General features: G+C 69.5%; 18 protein-coding genes and 2 pseudogenes. 8 read left to right on the top strand and 12 right to left on the bottom strand.

The annotated features are described in order from the left end of the window. Positions 1-73 precede the first annotated feature (73 nt). Positions 74-1,318, top strand: a complete 1,245-nt coding sequence (locus AC3WOE_RS24455) for a cyanophycinase (protein WP_492694042.1) — start codon at positions 74-76, stop codon at positions 1,316-1,318. 30 nt (positions 1,319-1,348) lie between these two features. Then, positions 1,349-1,804 carry a DUF7482 domain-containing protein gene (locus AC3WOE_RS24460; RefSeq protein WP_492694044.1) on the top strand — a complete coding sequence of 152 codons (456 nt, stop codon included), beginning with the start codon at positions 1,349-1,351 and terminating at the stop codon, positions 1,802-1,804. 56 nt (positions 1,805-1,860) lie between these two features. On the opposite strand, the pseudogene AC3WOE_RS24465 reads toward AC3WOE_RS24460, so the two are convergent. The 3 genes and pseudogenes from AC3WOE_RS24465 to AC3WOE_RS24475 form a co-directional block, all read right to left on the bottom strand. Then, positions 1,861-2,937 (bottom strand): annotated as a pseudogene (locus AC3WOE_RS24465) (acyltransferase family protein); the annotation flags it as partial. 60 nt (positions 2,938-2,997) lie between these two features. Further along, the gene (locus AC3WOE_RS24470; protein WP_492694046.1) at positions 2,998-3,690 is read right to left on the bottom strand and encodes a LytR/AlgR family response regulator transcription factor; all 693 of its coding nucleotides are present in this window, start codon (positions 3,688-3,690) and stop codon (positions 2,998-3,000) included. After that, positions 3,678-4,745: a sensor histidine kinase gene (locus AC3WOE_RS24475; protein ID WP_492694048.1), complete on the bottom strand. Its 1,068-nt coding sequence runs from the start codon at positions 4,743-4,745 to the stop codon at positions 3,678-3,680. Before AC3WOE_RS24475 ends, AC3WOE_RS24470 begins: the two co-directional genes overlap by 13 nt. 124 nt (positions 4,746-4,869) lie before the next feature. Here AC3WOE_RS24475 and AC3WOE_RS24480 point away from each other — a divergent pair, with 124 nt between their 5' ends. Continuing rightward, entirely contained in the window at positions 4,870-6,009 is a 1,140-nt protein-coding gene (locus AC3WOE_RS24480; RefSeq protein ID WP_492694230.1) for a GGDEF domain-containing protein, read from the top strand. On the opposite strand, the gene AC3WOE_RS24485 is transcribed toward AC3WOE_RS24480, so the two are convergent. Continuing rightward, entirely contained in the window at positions 6,006-6,260 is a 255-nt protein-coding gene (locus AC3WOE_RS24485) for a hypothetical protein (RefSeq protein ID WP_492694050.1), read from the bottom strand. The genes AC3WOE_RS24480 and AC3WOE_RS24485 overlap by 4 nt on opposite strands. A gap of 170 nt (positions 6,261-6,430) precedes the next feature. On the opposite strand from AC3WOE_RS24485, the gene AC3WOE_RS24490 reads away from it, so the two are divergent. The 5 genes from AC3WOE_RS24490 to AC3WOE_RS24510 all read left to right on the top strand — a co-directional run bounded on the left by AC3WOE_RS24490 (position 6,431) and on the right by AC3WOE_RS24510 (position 10,577). Then, positions 6,431-7,555, top strand: coding sequence for an MlaE family ABC transporter permease (locus AC3WOE_RS24490; RefSeq protein WP_492694051.1), 1,125 nt, complete (start codon positions 6,431-6,433; stop codon positions 7,553-7,555). Then, complete coding sequence (locus tag AC3WOE_RS24495; protein WP_492694053.1) at positions 7,555-8,325, top strand: ABC transporter ATP-binding protein; 771 nt, start codon at positions 7,555-7,557, stop codon at positions 8,323-8,325. Before AC3WOE_RS24490 ends, AC3WOE_RS24495 begins: the two co-directional genes overlap by 1 nt. After that, complete coding sequence (locus tag AC3WOE_RS24500; RefSeq protein ID WP_492694055.1) at positions 8,322-9,368, top strand: MlaD family protein; 1,047 nt, start codon at positions 8,322-8,324, stop codon at positions 9,366-9,368. The genes AC3WOE_RS24495 and AC3WOE_RS24500 overlap by 4 nt, the downstream gene beginning before the upstream one ends. Beyond that, positions 9,365-9,982, top strand: a complete 618-nt coding sequence (locus AC3WOE_RS24505; protein WP_492694057.1) for a PqiC family protein — start codon at positions 9,365-9,367, stop codon at positions 9,980-9,982. The genes AC3WOE_RS24500 and AC3WOE_RS24505 overlap by 4 nt, the downstream gene beginning before the upstream one ends. Positions 9,983-10,112: 130 nt before the next feature. Further along, on the top strand, positions 10,113-10,577 hold the full coding sequence (locus AC3WOE_RS24510; protein ID WP_492694059.1) for a DUF3592 domain-containing protein: 465 nt from the start codon (positions 10,113-10,115) through the stop codon (positions 10,575-10,577). Positions 10,578-10,608: 31 nt separating this feature from the next. Here the strand turns inward: AC3WOE_RS24510 and AC3WOE_RS24515 are convergent, their stop codons facing one another. The 8 genes and pseudogenes from AC3WOE_RS24515 to AC3WOE_RS24550 all read right to left on the bottom strand — a co-directional run bounded on the left by AC3WOE_RS24515 (position 10,609) and on the right by AC3WOE_RS24550 (position 21,350). Further along, positions 10,609-12,000 carry an efflux transporter outer membrane subunit gene (locus AC3WOE_RS24515; protein ID WP_492694061.1) on the bottom strand — a complete coding sequence of 464 codons (1,392 nt, stop codon included), beginning with the start codon at positions 11,998-12,000 and terminating at the stop codon, positions 10,609-10,611. A 1-nt stretch (position 12,001) separates the two neighbouring features. Continuing rightward, positions 12,002-15,291, bottom strand: a pseudogene (locus AC3WOE_RS24520) (efflux RND transporter permease subunit). A 17-nt stretch (positions 15,292-15,308) separates the two neighbouring features. Continuing rightward, the gene (locus AC3WOE_RS24525; RefSeq protein WP_492694063.1) at positions 15,309-16,529 is read right to left on the bottom strand and encodes an efflux RND transporter periplasmic adaptor subunit; all 1,221 of its coding nucleotides are present in this window, start codon (positions 16,527-16,529) and stop codon (positions 15,309-15,311) included. A gap of 193 nt (positions 16,530-16,722) precedes the next feature. Continuing rightward, positions 16,723-18,294: a peptide MFS transporter gene (locus AC3WOE_RS24530; protein ID WP_492694065.1), complete on the bottom strand. Its 1,572-nt coding sequence runs from the start codon at positions 18,292-18,294 to the stop codon at positions 16,723-16,725. Between the two features lie 139 nt (positions 18,295-18,433). Then, positions 18,434-19,015 carry a L,D-transpeptidase gene (locus AC3WOE_RS24535; RefSeq protein ID WP_492694066.1) on the bottom strand — a complete coding sequence of 194 codons (582 nt, stop codon included), beginning with the start codon at positions 19,013-19,015 and terminating at the stop codon, positions 18,434-18,436. A 126-nt stretch (positions 19,016-19,141) separates the two neighbouring features. Next, complete coding sequence (locus tag AC3WOE_RS24540) at positions 19,142-19,975, bottom strand: hypothetical protein (protein ID WP_492694068.1); 834 nt, start codon at positions 19,973-19,975, stop codon at positions 19,142-19,144. 36 nt (positions 19,976-20,011) lie between these two features. Continuing rightward, the gene (locus AC3WOE_RS24545; protein ID WP_492694070.1) at positions 20,012-20,389 is read right to left on the bottom strand and encodes a hypothetical protein; all 378 of its coding nucleotides are present in this window, start codon (positions 20,387-20,389) and stop codon (positions 20,012-20,014) included. Positions 20,390-20,567: 178 nt separating this feature from the next. Beyond that, a complete protein-coding gene (locus tag AC3WOE_RS24550) occupies positions 20,568-21,350 on the bottom strand; it encodes an exodeoxyribonuclease III (RefSeq protein ID WP_492694072.1) in 783 nt (260 codons plus the stop codon). Between the last annotated feature and the right edge of the window lie 101 nt (positions 21,351-21,451).

A 21,451-nucleotide genomic window follows, 5' to 3' on the forward strand; every position in this document is an offset into this window, starting at 1 on the left:
AGTCACCTTATCACCCCGCAACTTGAGGCCTAACCCGCTGGCTGCCTGCCGTGCGGGCTGACAAGATGGCCGCATGATCGCCATGAAATACGTGCTGCTCCGAATCGCCGCCGCGGCGACCCTGCTGCTTGCTGCCACGGCCCAGGCCGGCACCGCCATCGTCATCGGCGGCGCGTTGAAGAACGACAACGACGCCGTCTGGGAACGGGTCGTCGAGGAGGCCGGCGGCGCGGGCGCCCGCATCGCCGTATTCGCGACCGCCGCGGCCAACCCCGAGCGCAGTGCCGGCCTCATCGTCGCCGCGTTGAACCGCCATGGCGCCAGCGCCGAGGCCATTCCGGTCGCACCGCGCCAGAAGGACGTGGACCTGCAGGCCAACCTCAACGATCCGGCGCTGATCGCCAAGGTCGCCGCGGCCAAGGCGGTGTTCTTCTCGGGCGGCGCCCAGGAATACATCGTCGACACCCTGCAGCCCGGCGGCGAACCGACGGCCATGCTGAAGGCCATCCGCCAGGTCTACGACGGCGGCGGCGTGGTGGCCGGCAGCAGCGCCGGCGCGGCCATCATGAGCCGCATGATGTTCCGCGACGCGCCGGACAACATGCAGATCCTGAAGGGCCAGTGGCGCGACAAGCGCGAGTACGACCGCGGCCTGGGCTTCGTCGACGCGGGCCTCTTCGTCGACCAGCATTTCCTGAAGCGGGGCCGCATCGGCCGCCTGCTCCCGGCCATGCGCGCCCTCGGCTTCACGCTGGGCCTGGGCGTCGAGGAGAACACCGCCGCCATCATCAAGGGCAGCGAGGTCGAGATCGTCGGCGCCCGCGGCGCGCTGCTGGTGGACCTGAGCGAGGCCACGTCCGACAGCAAGCTGCCGGCCTTCAACCTGCGCGGCGCCGTGCTCAGCTATCTGGACCGCGGTGATCGCCACAGCCTGAAGTCCGGCGTGACCACACCCGCTGCCCACAAGCTGCGCGAGCCCAAGATCGACCCCGCCGCCAGTGACTACAAGCCCTATCTGCGCCACGACAACTACTTCCTCGACATCCTGGCCGACAACACCATCGTGCTGGCCATGGCCCAGTTGCTGGACGGTCCCACGCCCGAGGTGCGTGGCCTTGCCTACCGCGCCAAGCCGCGGCCCGGCGACCTGTCGCCCGAACTCGGCTTCGAGTTCCGCCTCTACAAGGGCCCTGGCATGGTGGGCTGGTTCAGCGGCGCCCTCGGCGGCGAGGACTACACGGTGCTGAAGGCGCGGCTGGACGTCATTCCGGTACGCATGGCCAACCCGCTGTTCACGCCGCTGCAGGCGGCGCAGTAAGGTCACGCACCGCCGCATCGACTGCCAGAGATGAACGTCAAGCTGCCCCTGGCCTCACTCGCATTGACCTTGCTGGCCGCCTGCGCCGCGCCCGGCGTCACCCTGCCCCGACTCCAAGCCTGGGTGGACGGCCACCGCGTCGAGTACGTGACGACGGACATCTCCGACGCCGCGATGGCCAAGCAGGCTGGCGTCAACCATGTGCCCCGACTGGCCGGTGCCGTGGGCATGGGCAGCGCCTCGCTGACCGAGCGCGTCTACAAGTTCAGCGACGAGGCCCAGATCAGCATCTTCGCTTCGGGTCCGCCCGACGCGAACTACAGCCCCTTGTGGCGACTGGTGCTGGTTCACTGGAAACCCGGCCGGCCCTCGCGCGAGCTGCGTTCCGAAGAAGCCGTGCTGGCCGCGGCCGACGCGGGCGACGTCGAACTGGACGTGACGGGCATCGTCGTCAACTGCCCCATCGTCGACGGCTTGCGGCGCTGAATGCCCAGCAGCAGGGCCAGGCCCGGCACGCGGCGAGCGAGCAGGTAGGCCGGCACGCAGACCGCGAAGGTCAGAGCTATCAGCAGCATCGCCTCCAGGCCCCAGGGCAGGCCCAGCGGCTTCAGCGCCTGGGTCAGCAGCACGATGACGCTCTGGTGCAGGATGTAGAGGCAGAACACCGCCTTGCTCGCCTCGCGCAGCCAGGCCGACTCGTGGGTGAAAGCGCGCTGGGCCCAACCGCAGGCGGCGACGATGGCGAACCAGGTCAGGGAGCCGCGCAAGGTGCGCGCCGCGGCGAACAGGCCGTCGATGTCCTTCCACGCGTCGTAGTGGCTGTTGAAGACCAGCAGCAGGGCCCAACCGGCCAGCGAGACGCCGAGGGCCACCCAGCGCAGGCGCAACGCAGCCGTCCAGAAGCCCTGCGCGAGCGAGGTGCGGCTGGCCCAGCCGATGGCGAACAGCCAGCCGTATTGCAGATGGTTGTAGAGGTCGTGCACGAAGTCGTGCTCGATGGGGAAGAGCGGCTTGATGAAGACACGCATCAGCGCCAGCGGCAGGGCCGGCAGCAGCAACCAGGCCCAGGCGGGCAGGTTCAGCGCGCGCGGCTTCCAGCGCAGAGCCCCGGCGATGCCGGCACCCAGCACGGCGTAAAGCCACAGATAGGGCAGGAACCACAGATGGTTCCAGGTCGGCACGACCATGCAGTCGTCGCCGCGGCAGTATTTGCCGCTGTGCAGATAGGCGCTCCAGAAATCCAGATAGCCCCCGTCGCCCGGCAGTTGGGCCGGCACCTTGGTCAGCACCTCGAAATAGGCCTGGGGCGTGACGATGACGGCCATGCCGAAGATCAGCGGCAGCAGCAGGCGCAGCGATCGGTCCTTCAGCGTGCCCAGGACGCCGCGCTTGGCGAACAGGCTCTGGCAGGCCGCACCGGCGATCAGGAAGAGCAGGCCCAGCCGCCACGGCGAGCTGAGCTGCATGAAGGGCTCGAGGGCCTCGCTGGCCGCCGCGCTCTTCACATGCCAGTCCCAGGTCACGTAGTACATGCCGACGTGATACGGGATCAGCAGCGCAAAGGCGGCAACGCGCAGGCCGTCAAGAAAGGGCAGGCGGGAGGTGGCGGTGGTGTTCATGGACGCCAGCTTCGCGGCCGGCGCCTCGCGCCGCGAGCGGGCTGGGGCGAGTGGTGGCCGCTAAGGGGCGAATGAATCCAGCACGGCGCGATAGCCACGCGACACGCGCAGCGTCTCGCCACCGTTCAGCGTCAGCACCGCCTCACCGCTGCCCAGGCGCTCGATGCGCCTCACATGGGTCATGTTGACCGCATGGCTGCGGTGCACGCGCAGGAAGCGCGCCGCCCAGCCGGGGCGCTCCAGCGCGTCGGCCAGGGTCGCGCGCTCCAGCAGGCTGCGCGGCGGCAGGTGCAGCTCGATGTAGTTGTCGGCGGCCGAGATCCAGTGCACCTCGGCCAGCGCGATGCGCTCGCCCTCCACCCAGCATTCACCCACCGGCGCCGATGGCTGCGCCAGCTTCTCGCGCACTCGTTGCAGCGCGGCCGCGAGGCGCTCGGCCGTGTAGGGCTTGAGCAGATAGTCCAGGGCCGCCAGTTCGAAGGCCTGCAGCGCGTGTTCGGCGTGCGCCGTGGAGAAGACGATGCAACGCACGCCGGCCTCGCGCAGGGCCGCGGCCAGCTGCACGCCGCTGCCACCCGGCATCTCGATGTCGAGCAGGGCGAGATCGGGCGGCGCGGCCAGGTTTTTCACCAGCGCCAGGGCCGCAGGCGAATCGGGTGCCTCGAGCAACTCGGCGACATCGACCTCGGCCGACAGCAGCCGGCGCAGCTTGGCGCGTGCGGCGGGCTCGTCGTCGACGATCAGCACGCGCATGGCAGCTGCACCTCCAGCGTCATGCCGGCGCCATCGGGCCCGAAGTCGACACGGGCTGCGTCGCCGTAGCGACCCTGCAGGCGTTCGCGCAGATTGCGCAGCCCCAGGCCGCCATCGGGGTCGGGCGGCGACTCGGGCACCGGCGTGTCGCCATGATTGCTGACTCTCAGCTGCAGGCGCTCGCCAACGCGCTTGGCGATGACGCTGACCGTCACGCGGCCGCGATGCCTCGCCACGTCATGCTTGACCGCGTTCTCCACCGGCGCCAGCAGCAGCAGCGCCGGCAGGCGGCAGGCCTCGGCGGCCGCGTCGGCTTCGATTTGCACGACCAGCCGCTCAGGGCCGAAGCGTGCCTGCATCAGCTCGAGAAAGGGCTGCACCAGGGCGAGCTCTTCCCGCACCGTGTGTTCGGCGCGCTGCTGGGCGGCCAGGGTCTGGCGCAGCAGGTCGGCGAGCTGACAAAGCAGCTTGTCGGCGCGCGCCACGTCCTCGTACATGACCGAGGAGATCAGGTTCAGCGTGTTGAACAGGAAGTGGGGCTGGACCTGGTCGGCCAGGCGGGCCAGGCGCACCTCGGCGAGCTCGCGGCGGGCGCGGTCCAGTTCCTGGGTCCGTACGGCGGCGGCCTGGGCCATCCAGACACCGCGCGAGATCAGGCAGAAGCTCAGGTAGCTGACCGCATCCTTGCCGCCTTCGTAGACCAGCACGGTGCGCAGATCGTCCGGGTGGTAGTCCACCCCGGCCAGCGCGTAGACCGCAAAGCGCAGGCCGAACATGCCGGCGACATGCACCAGGCTGAACAGCGGCATCGCCACCGCGTGCGCCGTCAGCTGCTGCGGCCAGGGCCGCCCACGCAAGCGCCCCATCAAGGCGTGCACTCCCAGGGCCAGGGTGCCGATGACGCCGACGGAGCTGAACTCCCACAGAAAGGGCTCCCAGGGGTGGCTGCCACCGGACAGGCGGTAGGTCTGCAGGGCCGACACGCTGAGCAGCAGGCCGATGATGGCCAGCACGGAGAAATAGGGCAGGCGCCAGCGGCGCGGCAGGAGGGGCATGGCGCCAGTGTGCCTGCCCAAGCGCCCTCGGCCGTGGCTATTCACCCCCGCCGGCCCGCCACCGGTCCCAGCGCGCCGGCCTAGACTCCCGGTTCGGCGGAAGGGAGGCCCGACCTTGCTGGACATGCTGGAGCTGCGCACCATCAGCGGCGTCACCGGGGTGATGGGCTGCCTGATGGCGCTGGTCATGTTCTTCCAGCGCCGCAGCTATCCGCCGTCCATCCATGGCTTGGGCTACTGGGCCGCCGCGCCGCTGGTGGGGTTCGCGTCCGCCCTGCTGTTCACGCTGCGCGGCAAGCTGCCCGACCTGCTGTCCCTCGGTCTGGCCAATGCGCTGATGTTCGCCGGCGCCGTGCTGTTCGTGGCGGGCAGCTGCCGTTTCTTCGAGCGGCCGCTGTCGGCGCGCGCCTGGGGGCTGCTGGGGCTGGTGGCCCTTGTCATCTTGGGCTTCATGCAGTTCTTCAGCGGGCCGTACGGTTATCGGGTGCTGTTCATGGGCCTGCTACTGGGCGGCGTTGGCATGTGGCACGCCCATCTCATCTGGAACCAACCGGTGCAGAGCTTCGCGACCCGCTTCACCGGCGTGGTGCTGCTGCTCACCAGCACCATCATCCTGGCCCGTGCGGTGACGGCGCCCTTCATGCCGCCGCAGGAAGGCCTGTTCACGCCCTCGCCGATGCAGGTCCTGTATCTGCTGGGGCTGGCCTTCGGCACGCTGCTGACCAGCATCGGCACGGTCCTGATGGCGTCGGAGCATCTGCGCCAGGAGCTGGAACGGCTGATCACCCACGACAGCCTGACCGGCGCCCTGACGCGCCACGCGCTGTTCACCACGGGCGAGGCGGAGCTGTCACGGTCGCAGCGCCAGGGACGGCCGCTGTCGGTGCTGATGCTGGACCTGGATCACTTCAAGCGGATCAACGACGAGCACGGCCATCTGGTGGGCGACCGCGTGCTCGCCGACTTCGTCGGGCGCGCCCATGCAGTGCTGCGCCGGCCGGCCGTGCTGGGCCGTTATGGCGGCGAGGAGTTCGTCGCCCTGCTCCCTGACACCGATGCCGCCCAGGCCCTGGCCGTGGCCGAGCGGTTGCGCACTAGCGCGGTGGCGGATGCGGCCCTGCCGCGCTGCCACGTCAGCATCGGCGTCGCCACGGCGCGCTCCGAGGACACGCTGGACAGCCTGATCCATCGCGCCGACGCCGGGCTCTACCAAGCCAAGGCGCAGGGGCGCAACCGGGTCGTGCAGCAGCTGGCGACGTTCTAGCGGCCGGGCTTTCGGCCGCCGCCGGCCGCGCCCTGCTCGCCACCCCTCACCATGTCGCCGCGCCGGTCCGCATCCAGGCCTGGCGTGGCACGCAGGTCGGTGTCCACCTGGCCCTGCTGGAGATCGCGCGCGGCGCGATCCACCTGGGGATCTGGCTTGGGGTTGGTCGACGTGTTCTGCTGATCGCGCTCATGCGGCAGCGAGGGCTTGCCTTCGGGTCGGGCGGCATCGGGGTTGGTGGTCTTGCTCATCGCTGGAGGAATCGGGTGTGCCGGCTTCAACTTTCGTCGCCGGATCGTGCCGGGGCGGTCGTCCAGGTCGCCTTTGGCATGTCGGCCCACGCTGACAGCGCGCCGTCCTACAAGCCACGCCGTCGGCGTCCGGGCCGCGAACGGGTGAGCGGGACAGAGCATGGGGTGTCATGTCCCATGCCATCTCTCCTCCCCTGCCTCCGTCCGGCGCCGCCGGCACGGGCGAGGCCCGCTGGGAAGGCCGGGGGCAGGCCTGGCGCCTGCTGCTGTCCGGCGACCTGACCGGCGCCGAGCTGCCCAGGCCGCCTGCCGAACTGACGGTGGCCCAGGGCACGACGCTCGCCTTCGACAGCTCGGCCCTGTCGCACTGGCAGCCACCTCTTGCCGGTGCGCTGTGGCAGCTGCTCGCACCGCTGGCGCGCGGTGGCGTCCACCTGGACCTGGCCGGGTTGCCGCGCGGCCTGCAACCGCTGCTGTCGCTGAGCCTGCCCCAGCCCGAGCAACCCGGGAAGAGAGCCGCGGTCGACGACGAGCCCGCCCCCGACCCCGAATGGCGCAAGACCCTGGTCTTCATCGGCGACATGCTGGCCGCCGTCGGGCGGCTGGCGCGCGGCAGGAGCGCCATGCGCCTGAGCGACTGGCTGTGGCAGATCGAGCAGACCGGCCCGCGCAGTCTGCCCATCGTGCTGCTGGTCAGCTCGCTGGTGGGGCTGATCGTGGCCTATATGGGGGCCGAGCAGCTGCAGCGCTTCGGCGCCCAGAGCTTCATCGCCAACCTCGTCACCATCGGCGTGGTGCGCGAGATCGCGGCCCTGGTCGTGGGCATCGTGCTGGCCGGGCGCGTCGGCGCGGCCTTCGCGGCCCAGATCGGCAGCATGCGCGCCGGCGAGGAGATCGACGCGCTGACGACGCTGGGCGTGAATCCGGTCGAGCACCTGGTGCTGCCGCGCATGCTGGCCCTGCTGGTCACCGGGCCGCTGCTGACGCTGTGCGCCGGCGTGGCCGGGCTGCTGGTGGGCGGGGGCGTGGCCGTCTTCCTCTACGACGTGCCGCCGGCCGCCTACCTGGCGACGACGCGCGAGGCGCTGGCCGGCTGGGACCTGTTCGTCGGCCTGCTCAAGGGCAGCGTGTATGCGGTGCTGGTGGCGCTTGCGGGCTGCCGCCAGGGCCTGAACGCCGGCCGCAGCGCCCAGGCGGTGGGCGAGGCGACGACGGCGGCCGTCGTTCAGGCCATCGTGTGGATGGTGGTCGCGGCGTCGACCCTCACGGTCATCTTCCAGCGACTGGACATCTGATGGACGAGGTGCTGATGAAGGTCGAAGACCTCAGCCTGCATGCCGGCGGCAAGGCGCTGCAGCAGGGCCTGAACTTCGAGGTCAGGGCCGGTGAGGTGCTGGCCATCGTCGGCGCCAGCGGTTGCGGCAAGAGCACGCTGCTGCGCCACATGATCGGCCTGCAGACACCGCAGCAGGGCCGCGTGCTCTGGACCGGCGGTGGCGGGGAGCGCGACGTGCATGGCGACGACCCGCCGCGGCGCGAGATCGGCGTCGCCTTCCAGGCCGGCGCGCTGTGGAGCAGCATGACCGTGGGCGAGAACCTGATGCTGCCGCTGGAGCTCTACACCAAGCTCGACGCGGCCGAGCGCGAACGCCAGGCCCGCTTCAAGCTGGCCCTGGCCGGGCTGGACGATCCCGCCACCTTCGACGCCGAGCCGGCTCAGCTGTCCGGCGGCATGAGGAAGCGAGCGGCCATCGCCCGCGCGCTGATGCTGGACCCGCCGCTGCTGTGCCTGGACGAACCCTCGGCAGGCCTGGACCCGCTGACCTCGGCACGGCTGGACGACCTCATCAAGAAACTCAAGACCGAGATGGGGCGCGCCATCGTCCTCGTCACCCACGAGCTGGAAAGCCTGTTCGCCGTGGCCGACCGCGTGCTCTTCCTCGACGTCGAGGCGCACACGGCGACCGCTCTCGGGCCGCCGGCAGAACTGCGTGACCACGGGCCCGACGCGGTGCGCGAGTTCCTGACGCGCGGTGCGGCACAGCCCGAAAAGGAAGCGGCATGAAGCGCCGCCGCGCCAGCCCTTTGCTCATCGGCGCCTTCGTCGTCTCGGCCCTCGCGCTGCTGGCCGTCGCCCTGGTCGCCCTGCCCGGCCAGCACTGGTTCAAGCAGCCGGAGCGCGTGGTGATGTTCTTCACGGGCTCGGTGTTCGGGCTGCAGAAGGGCGCGCCGGTGGTGTTCCGGGGCGTTCGCATCGGCGACGTCACCGACATCAGCGTGCACTACGACAGCAAGTCCGACACCTTCGCCATCCCCGTCATCGCCGACCTCGACGCCGATGCGGTGCGCGGCCTGGACGGCCGCATGGGCAACGACGACATCGGCCATGCCCTGCCCACCCTCATCAGGCGCGGCCTGACCGGCCAGCTCGGCACGCAGAGCCTGCTGACCGGCCAGCTCTACATCGACCTGGACTTCCGCACCAAGCCGCCCGGCAAGCTGCACGGCGGCTACCGGGGCGACGCCACCGAGATCCCCACCAGCGCCACCGCCTTCCAGGCCCTGAAGGACCAGCTCGAGAGCGTGGACCTGCGCAAGATCGTCGACGACCTCAGCCAGATCGCCAACTCGGCACGCCAGCTGATCGCCGCGCCCGAACTGAAGCAGGGCCTGAAGGACTTTGCCGCCACTGCCACCCACGCGCGCAGCCTGGCCGCACAGCTGGACCGCCGCGCCACGCCGCTGACGCGCAGCGCCGAAAGCGCGATGGCCAGCGTGGACCGCGCCGGCGACAAGGTGTCCCGCGCCGCCGACAAGCTCGGCACCGGCGCCGACCATGCCAGCGACCTGCTCGACCCCAAGGGCCCGACCGTGCGCGACGTGCAGCGCGCCGTCAATGAGCTGGCCCAGGCCAGCGCCTCGCTGCGTGAAGCCGCCGACAGCGACGGCCCGCTGTTGCAGCAGACCGAGCGCACGATGCGCGAGCTGTCGCAGGCTGCGCGCGCGCTGCGCCAGCTGGCCCGGTCGCTGGATGCGCAGCCGCAGCAGCTGCTGCTCGGCCGCGAGCCCGATGTCCCTCAAGCTGCTGCGCCGGAGCGTGACAAATGACGACGATCGCCATGGACCTGCAACGCCGCGGCCTGCTCATGCTGGCCGCGGCCGCCCTCGCTGGCTGCGCCGCTCGCAACACGCCGCCGCGCCGTCTCTACGGCCTGACGGGCATGCCGCCGCTGCCCGCCGACGCCCGACCCGGCCAGGACGGGCGCGCCTGGGTGCTGAGCCCGCAGATGGACCTGCCCGACCTGCTGGACCGCGACGAGATCCTGGTCGCCGAAGGCAGCGCCGGCCTGCGCCCCCTGCCCGAGGCCCGTTGGGCCGAGCCCCTGCGCGAAGCGCTGCCGCGGCTGCTGGCCGAAGACCTGTGGCGGCTGCGCCAGCCCTACCCCGTCACGGTCGGCAAGCAGAACACGCCGGAAGGCGAGTCGCTGCGTCTCATCGTGCAGGTGGACGAATGGCTGGCCCGGCCCGACGGCGGCGGCCTGCAGCTGAAGCTGCGCGCCCGCTGGCACTGGCTGCCCCTGCAAGCGCCGCGCGACACCACGCTGCCGGCACCGGGTTCGGCCGACCTGAGCCTGGCTTGCAGCGCGCAGGCGGATGCGCTGGCCGATGCCCATCGCCGCAGCGTCGTGCTGCTGGCGGCGCGCATCGTCGCGTCCTCCTAAGCCCTGCAGCTTCAGGCAGACCCTGAGCAAGCGCGTTCCGCGGCGCTGGAACAATCGCGGCCGCAGGGGCGGCTGCCTCGCATACAAAACATCGCGCCCGGGCCGCCCGAGGGCGCCAAGGGAGTGAGTGATGTTGGAGAGCTTGAGGTCCTGGGTCATCCTGCTGGCGTTTCTGGTCGGCGGGCCCTATGTGATGTTCAGCGGCGCGAGCGACGCGCGCGACATCAAGCGCCTGCAGGCCAATGGCCGCGAAACCATCGCCGTCGTGGAAAGCATCGAATGGCGCAAGAAGCGCAGCGGCTCGGAGAGCGGCTTTCGCGGTCACATCGTCTTCAAGACGGAGGCCGGCAATCAGGTCAACGCGGAGATCGGCCTGCCGCAGCAGCAAGGCCAGGCCATGAAGGACGGCAAGGCCGAACCCACGGTCAAGGTGCGCTATCTGCCCAACGAGCCCAATGTCGTGCGCCTGGCAGACATGCAGGACAACACCAGCGAGACGCGCTGGATCGGCGCGGTCATGTTCCTGATTGGCCTGGGCCTGCTGTGGTGGCGCTGGCGCAAGAACTCGGCCGGTCCGGCCGCCGTGGCGGCCTGAGGCGAGCGCCGGCAACGCCGGCCCTCTCGCCTCACTGAGCTGCGGTCAGACGGGCAGCAAAGGCCTTGTGCACGGCCAGCAAAGCGGCGGCACGTTGGGTCTGCACCTGGATCAGTGCGTCCGCCGCCGCCAGTCGCTCCTGCTCGGCGCTCAGCAGCGCATAGAAGTCGGTGACACCGGCTTCATAGCGCTTCAAAGCCAGCTCACGGGCTCGGCGCGTCGCGTCGGCGGCCGTGGCCTGGGCCGTGGCCTGGAGTTCGGTCTCACGCAGTGTCGACAGGCTGCCCTGGGCGTCCTGCAGCGCCGTCAGCTGGGCCTGCTCGGCCGCGGCCACCGCGGCTTCATAGCCAGCCCGTGCCGCGCTCTCTTCGGCCTTGCGGGCACCGAAGTCCAGGAAGTTCCAGTTCAGGGCCGCAGCCAGGCTGTGGATCTCCGTGCCGCTCTTGAACAGGTCGCCCGCCTTGCCCGCGCTCCAGCCGATCTGGCCGGTCAGGCCCAGGCTGGGCCAGCGCGCGGCCCAGGCGACATGGGCGCGTGAGGCGGCGGCCTGCGCGCGCGCGGTCGCCGCCTTCACGTCGGGGCGTTGCGCGAGCAGGCCGGCGGGGTCGGGCAGGGTGCCGAGGCTGACGAGACGCGGCTCGGGCATGGCGGGCAGCGGATCGCTGTCGGCCTTGTCGCAGTCAGCCGGGGGCTGGCCGCGCAGCACGTCGAGCTGCAGCCGGGTCAGGCAGGCGGCATTGCGCAGCGCCGGCACGCTGGCGGAGGTCTGCGCCACCAGGGCTTCGGCACGGGCCTGGTCCAGCGCCGTGCCGCGGCCGGCGCCGACGCGCGCCTTGACGAGGTCGAGCAGCTGGTTCTGCACGACCAGGGTCTCCTTGGCGAGCGCGAGCCGGTGGCCGAGGCCGATGAGCTGGGCCTGCAGGTTCAGCGCCGTGCCGGCCAGGCTGAGCTGGGCGGCATCGCGGTCCAGCGCGGCGCTCTGGGCGTCGTAGCCGGCCGCCTGGGCATTGGCCGAGACGCGGCCCCACAGGTCGACTTCCCAGCCCGCCGTCGCATTGACACCGTAGCTGGTGAAGTTGTTGAACACGCCCTGGTCATTGGGCGCGCGCTGGCGGCTGGCGCTGGCGCCGAGGCCGACGGTGGGCAGGCGCTGGGCGCCAGCAGCCGTGGCCAGGGCCTCGGCCTGCTTGAGCCGTGCGGCCGAGGCGCGCAGGTCGCGGTTGTTGGCCAGCACTTCATCGACGACGCGCTGCAATTGCGCGCTGTCGACAAAGGCCTGCGTCATCGTGGCGGCGCCCGGGTTGGACGCCGGCAGTTGCGCGAATTTCTCAGGGGCCAGGTTGGCCGGGCCCTTGGACAGGCCGGGCGCGGCGCAGCCAACCAGGGCAACGGCCAGGGCGAGAGGGGTCAGACGGGCGAGCATCTCAATGGCCCTCCTTCTTCGTGGGGGCGTCGTCATCGATGCCAGGGTGGAAGGCGTGGGCCGAGGCATCGACCTGGGCGCGCAGCGCGGCCGCACGGGCACGGCGCTTCTCGGTGCCGGCGCGCAGCAGGCTGTAGAAGACCGGCGTCAGGAAGATGCCGAACAGGGTCACGCCCAGCATGCCGGCGAACACGGCGATGCCCATGGCGCGGCGCATCTCGCTGCCGGCGCCGCTGCCCAGGATCAGCGGGATGACGCCGGCGCAGAAGGCGATGGACGTCATCAGGATGGGGCGCAGCCGCAGGCGGCAGGCCTCGATGACGGCCTCGCGGATGGTCTTGCCGTGCTCCTCCAGCTCCTTGGCGAACTCGACGATCAGGATGGCGTTCTTGCACGCCAGGCCGACCAGCACGACCAGGGCCACCTGCGTGAAGATGTTCAGGTCCCCCGCCTGTCCGAAGGGCGGGAAGTGCGACAGCCAGACCCCGAACAGCGCCGACAGGATGCACATCGGCACGATCAGGATGATGGCCAGAGGCAGGCTCCAGCTCTCGTACTGGGCGGCCAGCACGAGGATGACGAGCAGCACCGAGAAGGCCAGCACCGCGGCCAAAGTCGGCACCTCCACGTTCAGCACCGGCACGGTGACGCTGCGCGTCAGGCGGTCCTGGTAGCTGAGCTCGGTGAACTCGTAGCCGAAGCCGCGCGGCAACGTCTTCAGCAGGCGCTCGATCTCGGCCTCGGCCTGGCCCGACGAGAAGCCGGGCTTGGGCGCGCCGTTGATGTCGGCCGACGGGAAGCCGTTGTAGCGCGTCACGCGCGTCGGGCCGAAGGTCGGCTCGACGCTCATCAGCGAGCCCAGCGGCACCATCTCGCCGCTGCCGTTGCGGGTCTGCAGCTGGGTGATGTCCTCGGCCTTGGCGCGGAAGGGCGCGTCGGCCTGGACGATGACCTGGTAGGTCTTGCCGAACTTGGTGAAGTCGTTGACGTAGAGCGAGCCGAGGTTGATCTGCAGCGTGTCGTAGATGGACGCCAGCGGCACGCCCATCTGCTTGGCCTTGGTGCGGTCGACGTTGGCGAACAGCTGCGGCACGTTGATGTCGTAGTTGGAATAGGCGTGCCGATGCTGGTGTTGGGGTTGCCGTAGACCTGGCCCAGCGTGCCCCAGACGGCGCCGTACAGGGCCTGTTCGCCCTGGCTGCTGCGGTCCTGCACCTGCACCTTGAAGCCGCCGGCGATGCCCAGGCCGTCGACCGGCGGCGGCGGCACGACGAACATGCGCGCGCCCTGGATCTGCTGGATGGCGCCATTGACCTTGCCGAGGATGGCCTCCTTGCTCATGTCGTGCGAGGTGCGCTTGTCGAAGTCCTCGAGGCCGAAGAAGACGATGCCCTCGTTGGGCGCCGCCGAGAAGCCGGCGCCCGACAGGCCGGGGAAGGCCACCGAGTCCTTGATGCCGGGCACCTTGAGCGCGATCTCGCTCATGCGGCGGATGACTTCCTCGGTGCGGTCCAGGCTGGCACCGGCCGGCAGCTGGGCGATGCCGATCAGGTACTGCTTGTCGGGCGCGGGCACGAAGCCGCTGGGGATGCGCGACAGCAGCAGTACGGTGGCCCCCAGCAGCAGCGCGTAGACGATCAGGGCCGCCGACCTGCGCTTCAGGATGCCCGTCACGCCACGGCTGTAGCCCTCGGAGCGCCGATGGAAGAAGCGGTTGAACCAGTTGAAGAAGCGGCCGAAGACCTTGTCCATGCCGCGCGTCAGCGCGTCCTTGGGCGCGTCATGCGGGCGCAGCAGGATGGCGGCGAGGGCCGGCGACAGGGTCAGCGAGTTGAAGGCCGAGATCACCGTCGAGATGGCGATGGTGACGGCGAACTGCTTGTAGAACTGGCCGGACAGGCCCGGCACGAGTGTGAGCGGGATGAAGACCGCGCACAGCACCAGGGCGATGGCGATGATGGGGCCCGAGACCTCCTGCATGGCCTTGACGGTCGCCGCATGCGGCGTCAAGCCGTCCTGGATGTTGCGCTCGACGTTCTCGACCACCACGATGGCGTCGTCCACCACGATGCCGATGGCCAGCACGAGGCCGAACAGCGTCAGCGTGTTGATGGAGAAGCCCAGCAGCAGCAGCACGGCGAAGGTGCCGATGATGGACACCGGCACGGCCACCAGCGGGATGATGGAGGCGCGCCAGGTCTGCAGGAAGATGATGACGACCAGCACCACCAGCGCCACGGCCTCGAACAGCGTGTGCACGACCTTTTCGATGGAGGTCTGCACGAAGCGCGTCGGGTCGTAGACGATGGCGTAGTCCACGCCCTTGGGGAAGCTGGGCTTGAGCCTCTCCATGGTCTTACGGACGTTGTCGGAGATGGCCAGCGCGTTGGAGCCCGGCGCCTGGAAGATGGCGATGGCTGCGGCTTCCTTGTTGTTCAGCAGGCTGCGCAGCGCATAGGTGTTGGCGCTGATCTCGACGCGGCCGAGATCCCTCACGCGCACCATGGCACCCGTCTTGGGCTCACTGCGGACGATGATGTTGCTGAACTCCTCCTCGCTGGCCAGGCGGCCCTGGGCATTGATGGACAGCTGGAAGTCGGTGTGCTGGGGCGACGGCGAGGCACCGACGACACCGGCGGCGACCTGGGTGTTCTGTTCGCGGATGGCGCCCACGACGTCGGACGCCGTCAGGTTGCGGGCGGCCAGCTTCTGCGGGTCGAGCCAGATGCGCATGGCGTAGTCACCGGCGCCGAAGCTCAGCACCGAGCCCATGCCCGGCACCCGCAGCAGGTCGTCACGCACGTTCAGCGTGCCGTAGTTGCGCAGATAAAGGGCGTCGCGCGAATTGTCGGGACTGACCAGGTGGACCACCATGGTCAGGTTGGACGCAGCCTTCTCGGTCGTCACGCCGATCTGGCGCACGATGTCGGGCAGGCGCGGCAGGGCGCGGTTGATGCGGTTCTGCACCGCCGTCTCGGCGGCTTCCGGGTGGGTACCGATCTTGAAGGTGACGGTCAGCGTCATGCCGCCGTCGCCGGTGGCCTGGCTGTCGAAGTAGAGGACGTTTTCCAGGCCGTTGATCTGCTCTTCCAGCGGCGTCGCGACCGTTTCGGAGATCACGCGCGGGTTGGCGCCGGGGTACTGGGCGCGCACGACGACCTGGGGCGGCGCGACCTCGGGGTATTCCGAGATCGGCAGCAGCGGGATGGCCAGCGCGCCGATCAGGAAGATGAAGAGGGACAACACGGTCGCGAAGCGCGGCCGGTCGATGAAGAAGCGTGAGATGTCCATGGGCTACCGCCTTGGGATTACTTCGAGGCGGCGGAAGCCGGAGCGGCGGCGGGCGCGGGCGCTGCGCCCGGCGGCGCGGCGGGAATGGGCATGCCCTTGTCGTCGACCTTCAGCACCTGCGGCGTGACCGGCGCACCGGGGAAGGCACGCAGCAGGCCATCGACGATGACCAGCTCGCCGGCCTTGACGCCGTCGACGACGCGCATGCCGTCGACCAGGGCGCCCGGCGTGACGGGGCGCGGCTGGACGATGTTGTTGGGTCCGACGATGAGGACGATCTTGCGCGTCTGGTCGGTGGAGATGGCGCGGTCGGGCACGACGACGGCCTGGTAGCTGCCGCTGCCGATCAGTTTGATGCGGGCGAACAGGCCGGGCGTGAACAGGCCCTGCTTGTTGTCGAACACGGCACGGCCGCGGATGGAGGCGGTGGCTGGGTTCAGGCGGTTGTCGACAAAATCCATCTTGCCCGTGTGCGGATAGCCCTGCTCGTTGGACAGGCCCATCTGCACCGCATTGGGCGTCTCGCGCGACGAGGGGCGGGTGCCGTCACGGGCAGCACGCATGTATTTCAGATAGGTCGCCTCGCTGGCGTCGAAGTAGGCATAGACCTTGTCGCTGGAGACGACGGTGGTCAGCACGGGATCGCCGACGCCCACGAGGTTGCCCGGCGTCACGTTGGCGCGCGAGGTGCGGCCGCTGACGGGGGCGGTGATGCTGGCGTATTCGACATTCAGCTTGGACTGCACCAGGGCCGCCTCGGCGGCCTTCTGGTTGGCCTCGGCCGAGCGCAGGGCCGAGCGCAGCTGGTCGATCTCCTGCTGGCTGACGGCGTTGATGCTGATCAGCTTCTCGGAGCGGGCCAGGTCGGCCTTGGCCAGTTCGGCTTGCGTCTTGGCGGCGGCGATCTGGGCTTCGACACGGGCGACGTCGGCCTTGAAGGCGCGGGCGTCGATGCTGAACAGCGCTTCGCCCTTCTTCACCAGCTGGCCTTCCTTGAAGCGCACCGCCTCGACGGTGCCGGCGACGCGGGAGCGCACGTCGACGGTGTCCGGCGCCTCCAGGCGGGCGGTGAATTCGTCGAATTCCTGCACCTCACGCTGGGTGGCGGGCGCCACCGACACCGGCGGCGGGCCGCCATGGCCGCCGGGGCCACCAGCGCCGTCCGGCTTCTGGCCGCAGGCGGCGAGCAGGGCGATGAGGACGGGGGACAGGGTCAGCGCCAGATTCTTCTTGGACATGGGGGGCTCCGAATGCAAGCCGGCGACTGTAAGCACATCGCCCCAACGCTGTTACCCCAAAACCTAAAGCCCGACCAGGCTGCTGACATTCCTTGTCAACAGCCCGGAACTGTGAACAAAAAGGCCGCCGAGCTTCAAAGCTGGGCGGCCTTGGCGGTACGCACGGGTTTCATGAACCCGTGCAGACAGTGTCTTAGTGAACGCCGTGCATCCACTTCTTCATCAGGGGGGTCATCAGCATCAGCACGATGCCGGCGCCGATGGGGATGGCCGTGAAGATCAGGAAGAACACCGACATCGAATAGTGGTTGGAGATTTCGTCGATGTAGGAGCCCGTCACGCCGGCCAGCTTGTTGGCTATTGCCGTGTTCAGGAACCAGACGCCGAACATCAGGCCCAGAAGCCGCGTCGGTGCCAGCTTGGAGATATAGGACAGGCCGACCGGCGACAGGCAGAGCTCGCCCACGGTGTGGAAGAAATAGGCCAGGCACAGAAAGACCATGCTGACCTGGGCCGTCTTGGCGCCGGCCGGAATGCCATTGGAGCCGTAAGACAATGCGGCAAAGCCCAGTCCCAGCAGCACGAGGCCGACACCGAACTTGACCGGGCCCGCCGGGTTCCAGTGCTTCTCCCACATCTTGGAGAACATCGGCGCCAGGATGACGAGGAAGAAGCTGTTCAGCACGCCAAACCAGCTGGCCGGCACTTCGGACTGCTCCAGCGCGAACTCGCGCGCCAGCATCCAGATGACGAGGCCCCAGATGACGGCAAAGGCCAGGCCCAGCAGGCCGTTGGCCAGCAGATAGCGGCTGCCGGTGCTGCGGTTGAGCTTCCAAAGGAGCCAGGTCAGGATCAGCGCCGGCAGCACGGTCATCAGCGAGTTGACGACCTTGAACACGAAGCCACTGGTGCCGACCAGGGTGCGGTCGGTGTAGTCGGCCGCGAAGATGGTCATCGAACCGCCGGCCTGCTCGAAGGCAAACCAGAAGAAGATCGTGAAGAAGGAAAAGACGAAGATGGCCTTCAGGCGGTCAGCCACGACATGCGAGGGCGCCTCATCGGCCGCCGCCGCGGCAGCCTTGGCACGATCCTCGGCCTTGGGCGGCGCGCCGATGTCGCCGAAGAGGTGCTGGCTGAAGTAGAACTGCAGCGCACCCAGAATCATGAACAGGCCGGCCAGGCCAAAGCCGAGGTGCCAGGACACCTTCTCGCCGATATAGCCGCACAGCAGGATGCCGAAAAAGGCGCCGGCATTCACGCCCATGTAGAACAGCGTGTAGCCACCGTCCCGGGCGTTGTCTTCCTTGGGGCCATAGAGCTGGCCGACAACGGCTGACACATTTGGCTTGAACAGGCCCGTGCCCAGCACGACCAGACCGAGGCCGATGTAGAAGCTCGGCACCGTGTTCAGGAACATCGAGATATGACCAGCGGCAATGACGAAACCGCCGATGACGACGGCGCGGCGCGTGCCCAGGAAGCGGTCGGCCAGGTAGCCCCCCAGGATGGGCAGCAGGTAGGCGCCCATCGTGTAAGTGCCATACAGGGACGAGGCCTCGGCCCGCGTCCAGCCCCAGCCGCCCTTGGCGGCCTCGGACACAAGAAAGAGCACCAGCAGGCCGCGCATGCCGTAGTAGGAGAAGCGCTCCCACATCTCGGTGAAGAAGAGCACGAAGAGCTGGTTGGGCTGGCCAAGGATGGTCGCCGCGTTGGGCGTCGCTCGGCCGGCCGCGGCCGGGTTGGCCACGGGGGAGGTGGTAGTCACGTCAGTCGTTCCAGGTGAAACCGCGAAAGGCGGGCGGGTAGCCCGCGCGGAAGACCGGAATTGTCCCGGCAGCAGCGCGTTTTCCACCGGCGGGTGACCCAGGGATTGCCCTGGGTCGGCCACCCGCAGTCAGGCGGCGTCAGGGCGCCGCGGCGTGGGTGGCGCCGGTCGCGGCGGCGAGCACGGGTTCGCGCTCCGGCAGGATGTAGACCAGGCTCTTGCCGCTGCCCAGGGTCGGCAGCACCACGCGGTCGAAGAAGTCGGGATCGACGACGACGCAGCCCAGGGTGATGCGGCGGTCTTCCAGCCGGGCCGAGGCCAGGCGCTCGGGGCGCCGCTGGCTGGCTGGCGCCGGACGCAGGCGGTGGATGGCGAGGTTGGCCTCGTAGTCGAACCAAACGATGCGCTCGCCGTTCAGGTTGCGGCCCGGCTGGGCCTCAAAGCGGCCGGCCGGCGTCACGCGCTCGTTGACCTTCAGGGCCAGCGGCTCCTTGCCGCGGGCACTCGGCGGCTCCGCGTCCCCAGGCGTCAGCCCCAGCAGCACGGGCGCCCGCCCGACCAGGTTGCCGTCAGCGCCGTAGACGGACAGCGTCGCCTGGCGCTTGTCGACGATGGCAAAAGGGCGGGCATCGCCTGCATCGCTGGCCACCGGCCGCGAGATGACCTGCGCACCCGCGGCCGACGTCGCCAAGGCACTCCACCCGATGACGATGCCGGCCATGGCGGCCCTGGCCCGGTCTGCCCAACTGCTGCCCACTCGACGCCCCATTCATCATGGCGGCGCAACCTTCGCGCCTGCCTGACGGGCAGTCTAGGGAGCGGGTCTTGTAACCGACAGACAAGAACTTCACGGTTTGGCGCTGTTACCTCGCCGGGGGTCCGCCTGGGCCAGCAGCTGCGGCGGCGCGGCGGCAGGGAAGAAGGCCGTTAGGGGCTGCTTCTCGGGCAGCACGTAGACGACGGCGCGCCCCTGGCCCAGGTTGGGCAGGACGGTGCGCTCGAAGAACGCGACGGGAACGTTGATGCAGCCCCAGCTGATGCGCTTGTCGGCCACCGTCTTGCTGGCCAGGCGTTCCAGGCGGCGCTCTCTGGGGTCGCTGTTGATGACGCGGTGCATGGAGACGGCGGCGTCGTAGTCCACCCATACCACCTCCTTGCCTTCGGCGTTGCGGCCGGGCGCCGAGACGAAACGGCCGGCGGGCGTGGTGCGCTCCTGCGGCCTGATCTCCTCGATGCTCTTGCTGCCGATGCCGGCCGCCGAGTAGTCGCCGACCGCAAAGCCCAGCAATACGGTGCTGGCGCCGAGCAGACGGCCCTCGGGGGCGAAGACATAGACCCGGGCGCGCCGCTTGTCGACGATGGCGAAGGCGCTGCTGCCGTTGTCGGCCTCGCGCACCGCCCAGGCGGCGACGCGGGTCACGTCCAGCGGCGCGCGGGTCGTGCCGAAATCGAGTTTGCGCTCGATGGGCGGCAAGGCCGGCGCTTGCGCCGGGGCCGACGCCGCGGCTACGGGTCGCCGGGCCGCAACGGCCAGCGGCGGCGTGCGCTTGAAGCTGCCGCCGAAGAAGGTCAAGAAGACGGCCAGGGCCAGGGCGGCGATGAGGCCGCCCTGGCCGAGGCCGATGAGGATGTCGCGCCGCCGGGCGGCGTCTTCACGTTCAGCGCGCGCTCCGAAACGCATGATGGCCGTGCCGACGCAGGCGCTGGCGGGCTGCGATCAGTGACGGTCGGCGCGGGGAGCCGGGGCGGCCGCATCGTAGGACGGGCTCGGCGTGGTGGTCGTGGTCGTCGTCGCGGTCGTGTCGGTCGTCGTGGAGCTCGGCAGCGGCGCGGCGGTGTCGGCCGGCGGCGTGACGGGTTGCTGCTGCTGGGCAGTCATGGCGGTGCTGTCGACGGGCGCTGCAGCGTTGGGATCCACCGGCGCAGCATTCGGGTCAGCCGGCGTCTGCTCGCTCGGAGTCGCCGCGGTGGCGGCAGCCATCGGGTCGGTCGGCTGTTGTTGCGGCTGGTCCTCGGTCTGCGCAAAGGCCAGGCCGATGCTGGTGACGAGAACGGCAGCGGTCAGGGCGCTGGTGACGGTCTTGATGGTGGACATGGTGGACTCCTGTGAAAGCTTGAACCGGCCAGGGCCGGGGGGCTGCGCCGGCCTTTCCCCACCGGCTGGAATCCACTCTATGACCCGCTTCACGCGCCGGGCGTCGGTGCCGAGCGTCATCTCATGTAGGAGGCGCCCCCGCTCCGTAGCGGCTGGTTACGCCGCGTAGCCAGGCTGTCTACAAGCTGAAGTCGTAGTCGATGGTCAGCGGCGCGTGGTCGCTGAACATCTGGCCCGTGTAGATGGCCTCGCGCTTCGCGAGGGCCGCGATGCCGGGTGTGGCCAGGTGGTAGTCCAGCCGCCACCCGACGTTGTTGGCGCGCGCGGCGCCGCGGGCGCTCCACCAGGTGTATTGCTCGGCCTTGTCGTTGAGCGTGCGAAACACGTCGACGACGCCCCCGTCATCGAACAGCGTGGTCAGCCAGGCGCGCTCCTCGGGCAGGAAGCCGCTGTTCTTCTGGTTGCCGCGCCAGTTCTTCAGGTCGATTTCCTTGTGGGCGATGTTGACGTCGGCCACCAGGATGAATTCGCGCTCGGCCTTCAACGCCATCAGGTGTGGGTGCATGGCCGCCAGGAAGCGGTACTTGACCGCCTGGCGCTCCTCGCCGCTGGTGCCGCTCGGGAAGTAGACGCTGATGAGGCTGAGCTTGCGACCGGGCTTGTCGAAGCGCTTCTCGACCCAGCGGCCCTCGCTGTCGAACTCGGCAATGCCCAGCCCCGTGATCAGGTCGCTGGGCTCCTCGCGTGTGTACAGGCCCACCCCGGAGTAGCCCTTCTTCTCGGCGTAGTGGAAGTGGCCGTTGAGCTTGTCGCAGTGGCGGAACTTGGCCTCCACCACGTCGGCCTGCGCCTTGAGCTCCTGCACGCCGACGGCATCGGCCTGCTGCTGGTCCAGCCAGTCGAAGAAGCCCTTGCTGGCGGCGGAGCGCACGCCGTTGAGATTGGCCGTGATGAAGCGCATTTGAACTAGGGGGAGGGTTGATCTGGAGAAGTATCGCAGTGCAGCAAATGAACAACACCCGCCGCAAGCTTTCATCATCAAACGGTCACGCGATCTTTACG

The organism is Roseateles sp. FW305-36 (assembly GCF_058787015.1).

Excerpts from the sequence above, each read along its gene's own strand:
- AC3WOE_RS24510 (WP_492694059.1), top strand. The coding sequence starts at position 10,113 with ATGTTGGAGAGCTTGAGGTCCTGGGTCATCCTGCTGGCGTTTCTGGTC.
- AC3WOE_RS24480 (WP_492694230.1), top strand. The coding sequence starts at position 4,870 with ATGCTGGAGCTGCGCACCATCAGCGGCGTCACCGGGGTGATGGGCTGC.
- AC3WOE_RS24470 (WP_492694046.1), bottom strand. The coding sequence starts at position 3,690 with ATGCGCGTGCTGATCGTCGACGACGAGCCCGCCGCACGCGCCAAGCTG.
- AC3WOE_RS24490 (WP_492694051.1), top strand. The coding sequence starts at position 6,431 with ATGTCCCATGCCATCTCTCCTCCCCTGCCTCCGTCCGGCGCCGCCGGC.
- AC3WOE_RS24460 (WP_492694044.1), top strand. The coding sequence starts at position 1,349 with ATGAACGTCAAGCTGCCCCTGGCCTCACTCGCATTGACCTTGCTGGCC.
- AC3WOE_RS24550 (WP_492694072.1), bottom strand. The coding sequence starts at position 21,350 with ATGCGCTTCATCACGGCCAATCTCAACGGCGTGCGCTCCGCCGCCAGC.
- AC3WOE_RS24505 (WP_492694057.1), top strand. The coding sequence starts at position 9,365 with ATGACGACGATCGCCATGGACCTGCAACGCCGCGGCCTGCTCATGCTG.
- AC3WOE_RS24475 (WP_492694048.1), bottom strand. The coding sequence starts at position 4,745 with ATGCCCCTCCTGCCGCGCCGCTGGCGCCTGCCCTATTTCTCCGTGCTG.
- AC3WOE_RS24525 (WP_492694063.1), bottom strand. The coding sequence starts at position 16,529 with ATGTCCAAGAAGAATCTGGCGCTGACCCTGTCCCCCGTCCTCATCGCC.
- AC3WOE_RS24515 (WP_492694061.1), bottom strand. The coding sequence starts at position 12,000 with ATGCTCGCCCGTCTGACCCCTCTCGCCCTGGCCGTTGCCCTGGTTGGC.
- AC3WOE_RS24540 (WP_492694068.1), bottom strand. The coding sequence starts at position 19,975 with ATGCGTTTCGGAGCGCGCGCTGAACGTGAAGACGCCGCCCGGCGGCGC.
- AC3WOE_RS24495 (WP_492694053.1), top strand. The coding sequence starts at position 7,555 with ATGGACGAGGTGCTGATGAAGGTCGAAGACCTCAGCCTGCATGCCGGC.
- AC3WOE_RS24455 (WP_492694042.1), top strand. The coding sequence starts at position 74 with ATGATCGCCATGAAATACGTGCTGCTCCGAATCGCCGCCGCGGCGACC.
- AC3WOE_RS24545 (WP_492694070.1), bottom strand. The coding sequence starts at position 20,389 with ATGTCCACCATCAAGACCGTCACCAGCGCCCTGACCGCTGCCGTTCTC.
- AC3WOE_RS24535 (WP_492694066.1), bottom strand. The coding sequence starts at position 19,015 with ATGGCCGGCATCGTCATCGGGTGGAGTGCCTTGGCGACGTCGGCCGCG.
- AC3WOE_RS24485 (WP_492694050.1), bottom strand. The coding sequence starts at position 6,260 with ATGAGCAAGACCACCAACCCCGATGCCGCCCGACCCGAAGGCAAGCCC.
- AC3WOE_RS24500 (WP_492694055.1), top strand. The coding sequence starts at position 8,322 with ATGAAGCGCCGCCGCGCCAGCCCTTTGCTCATCGGCGCCTTCGTCGTC.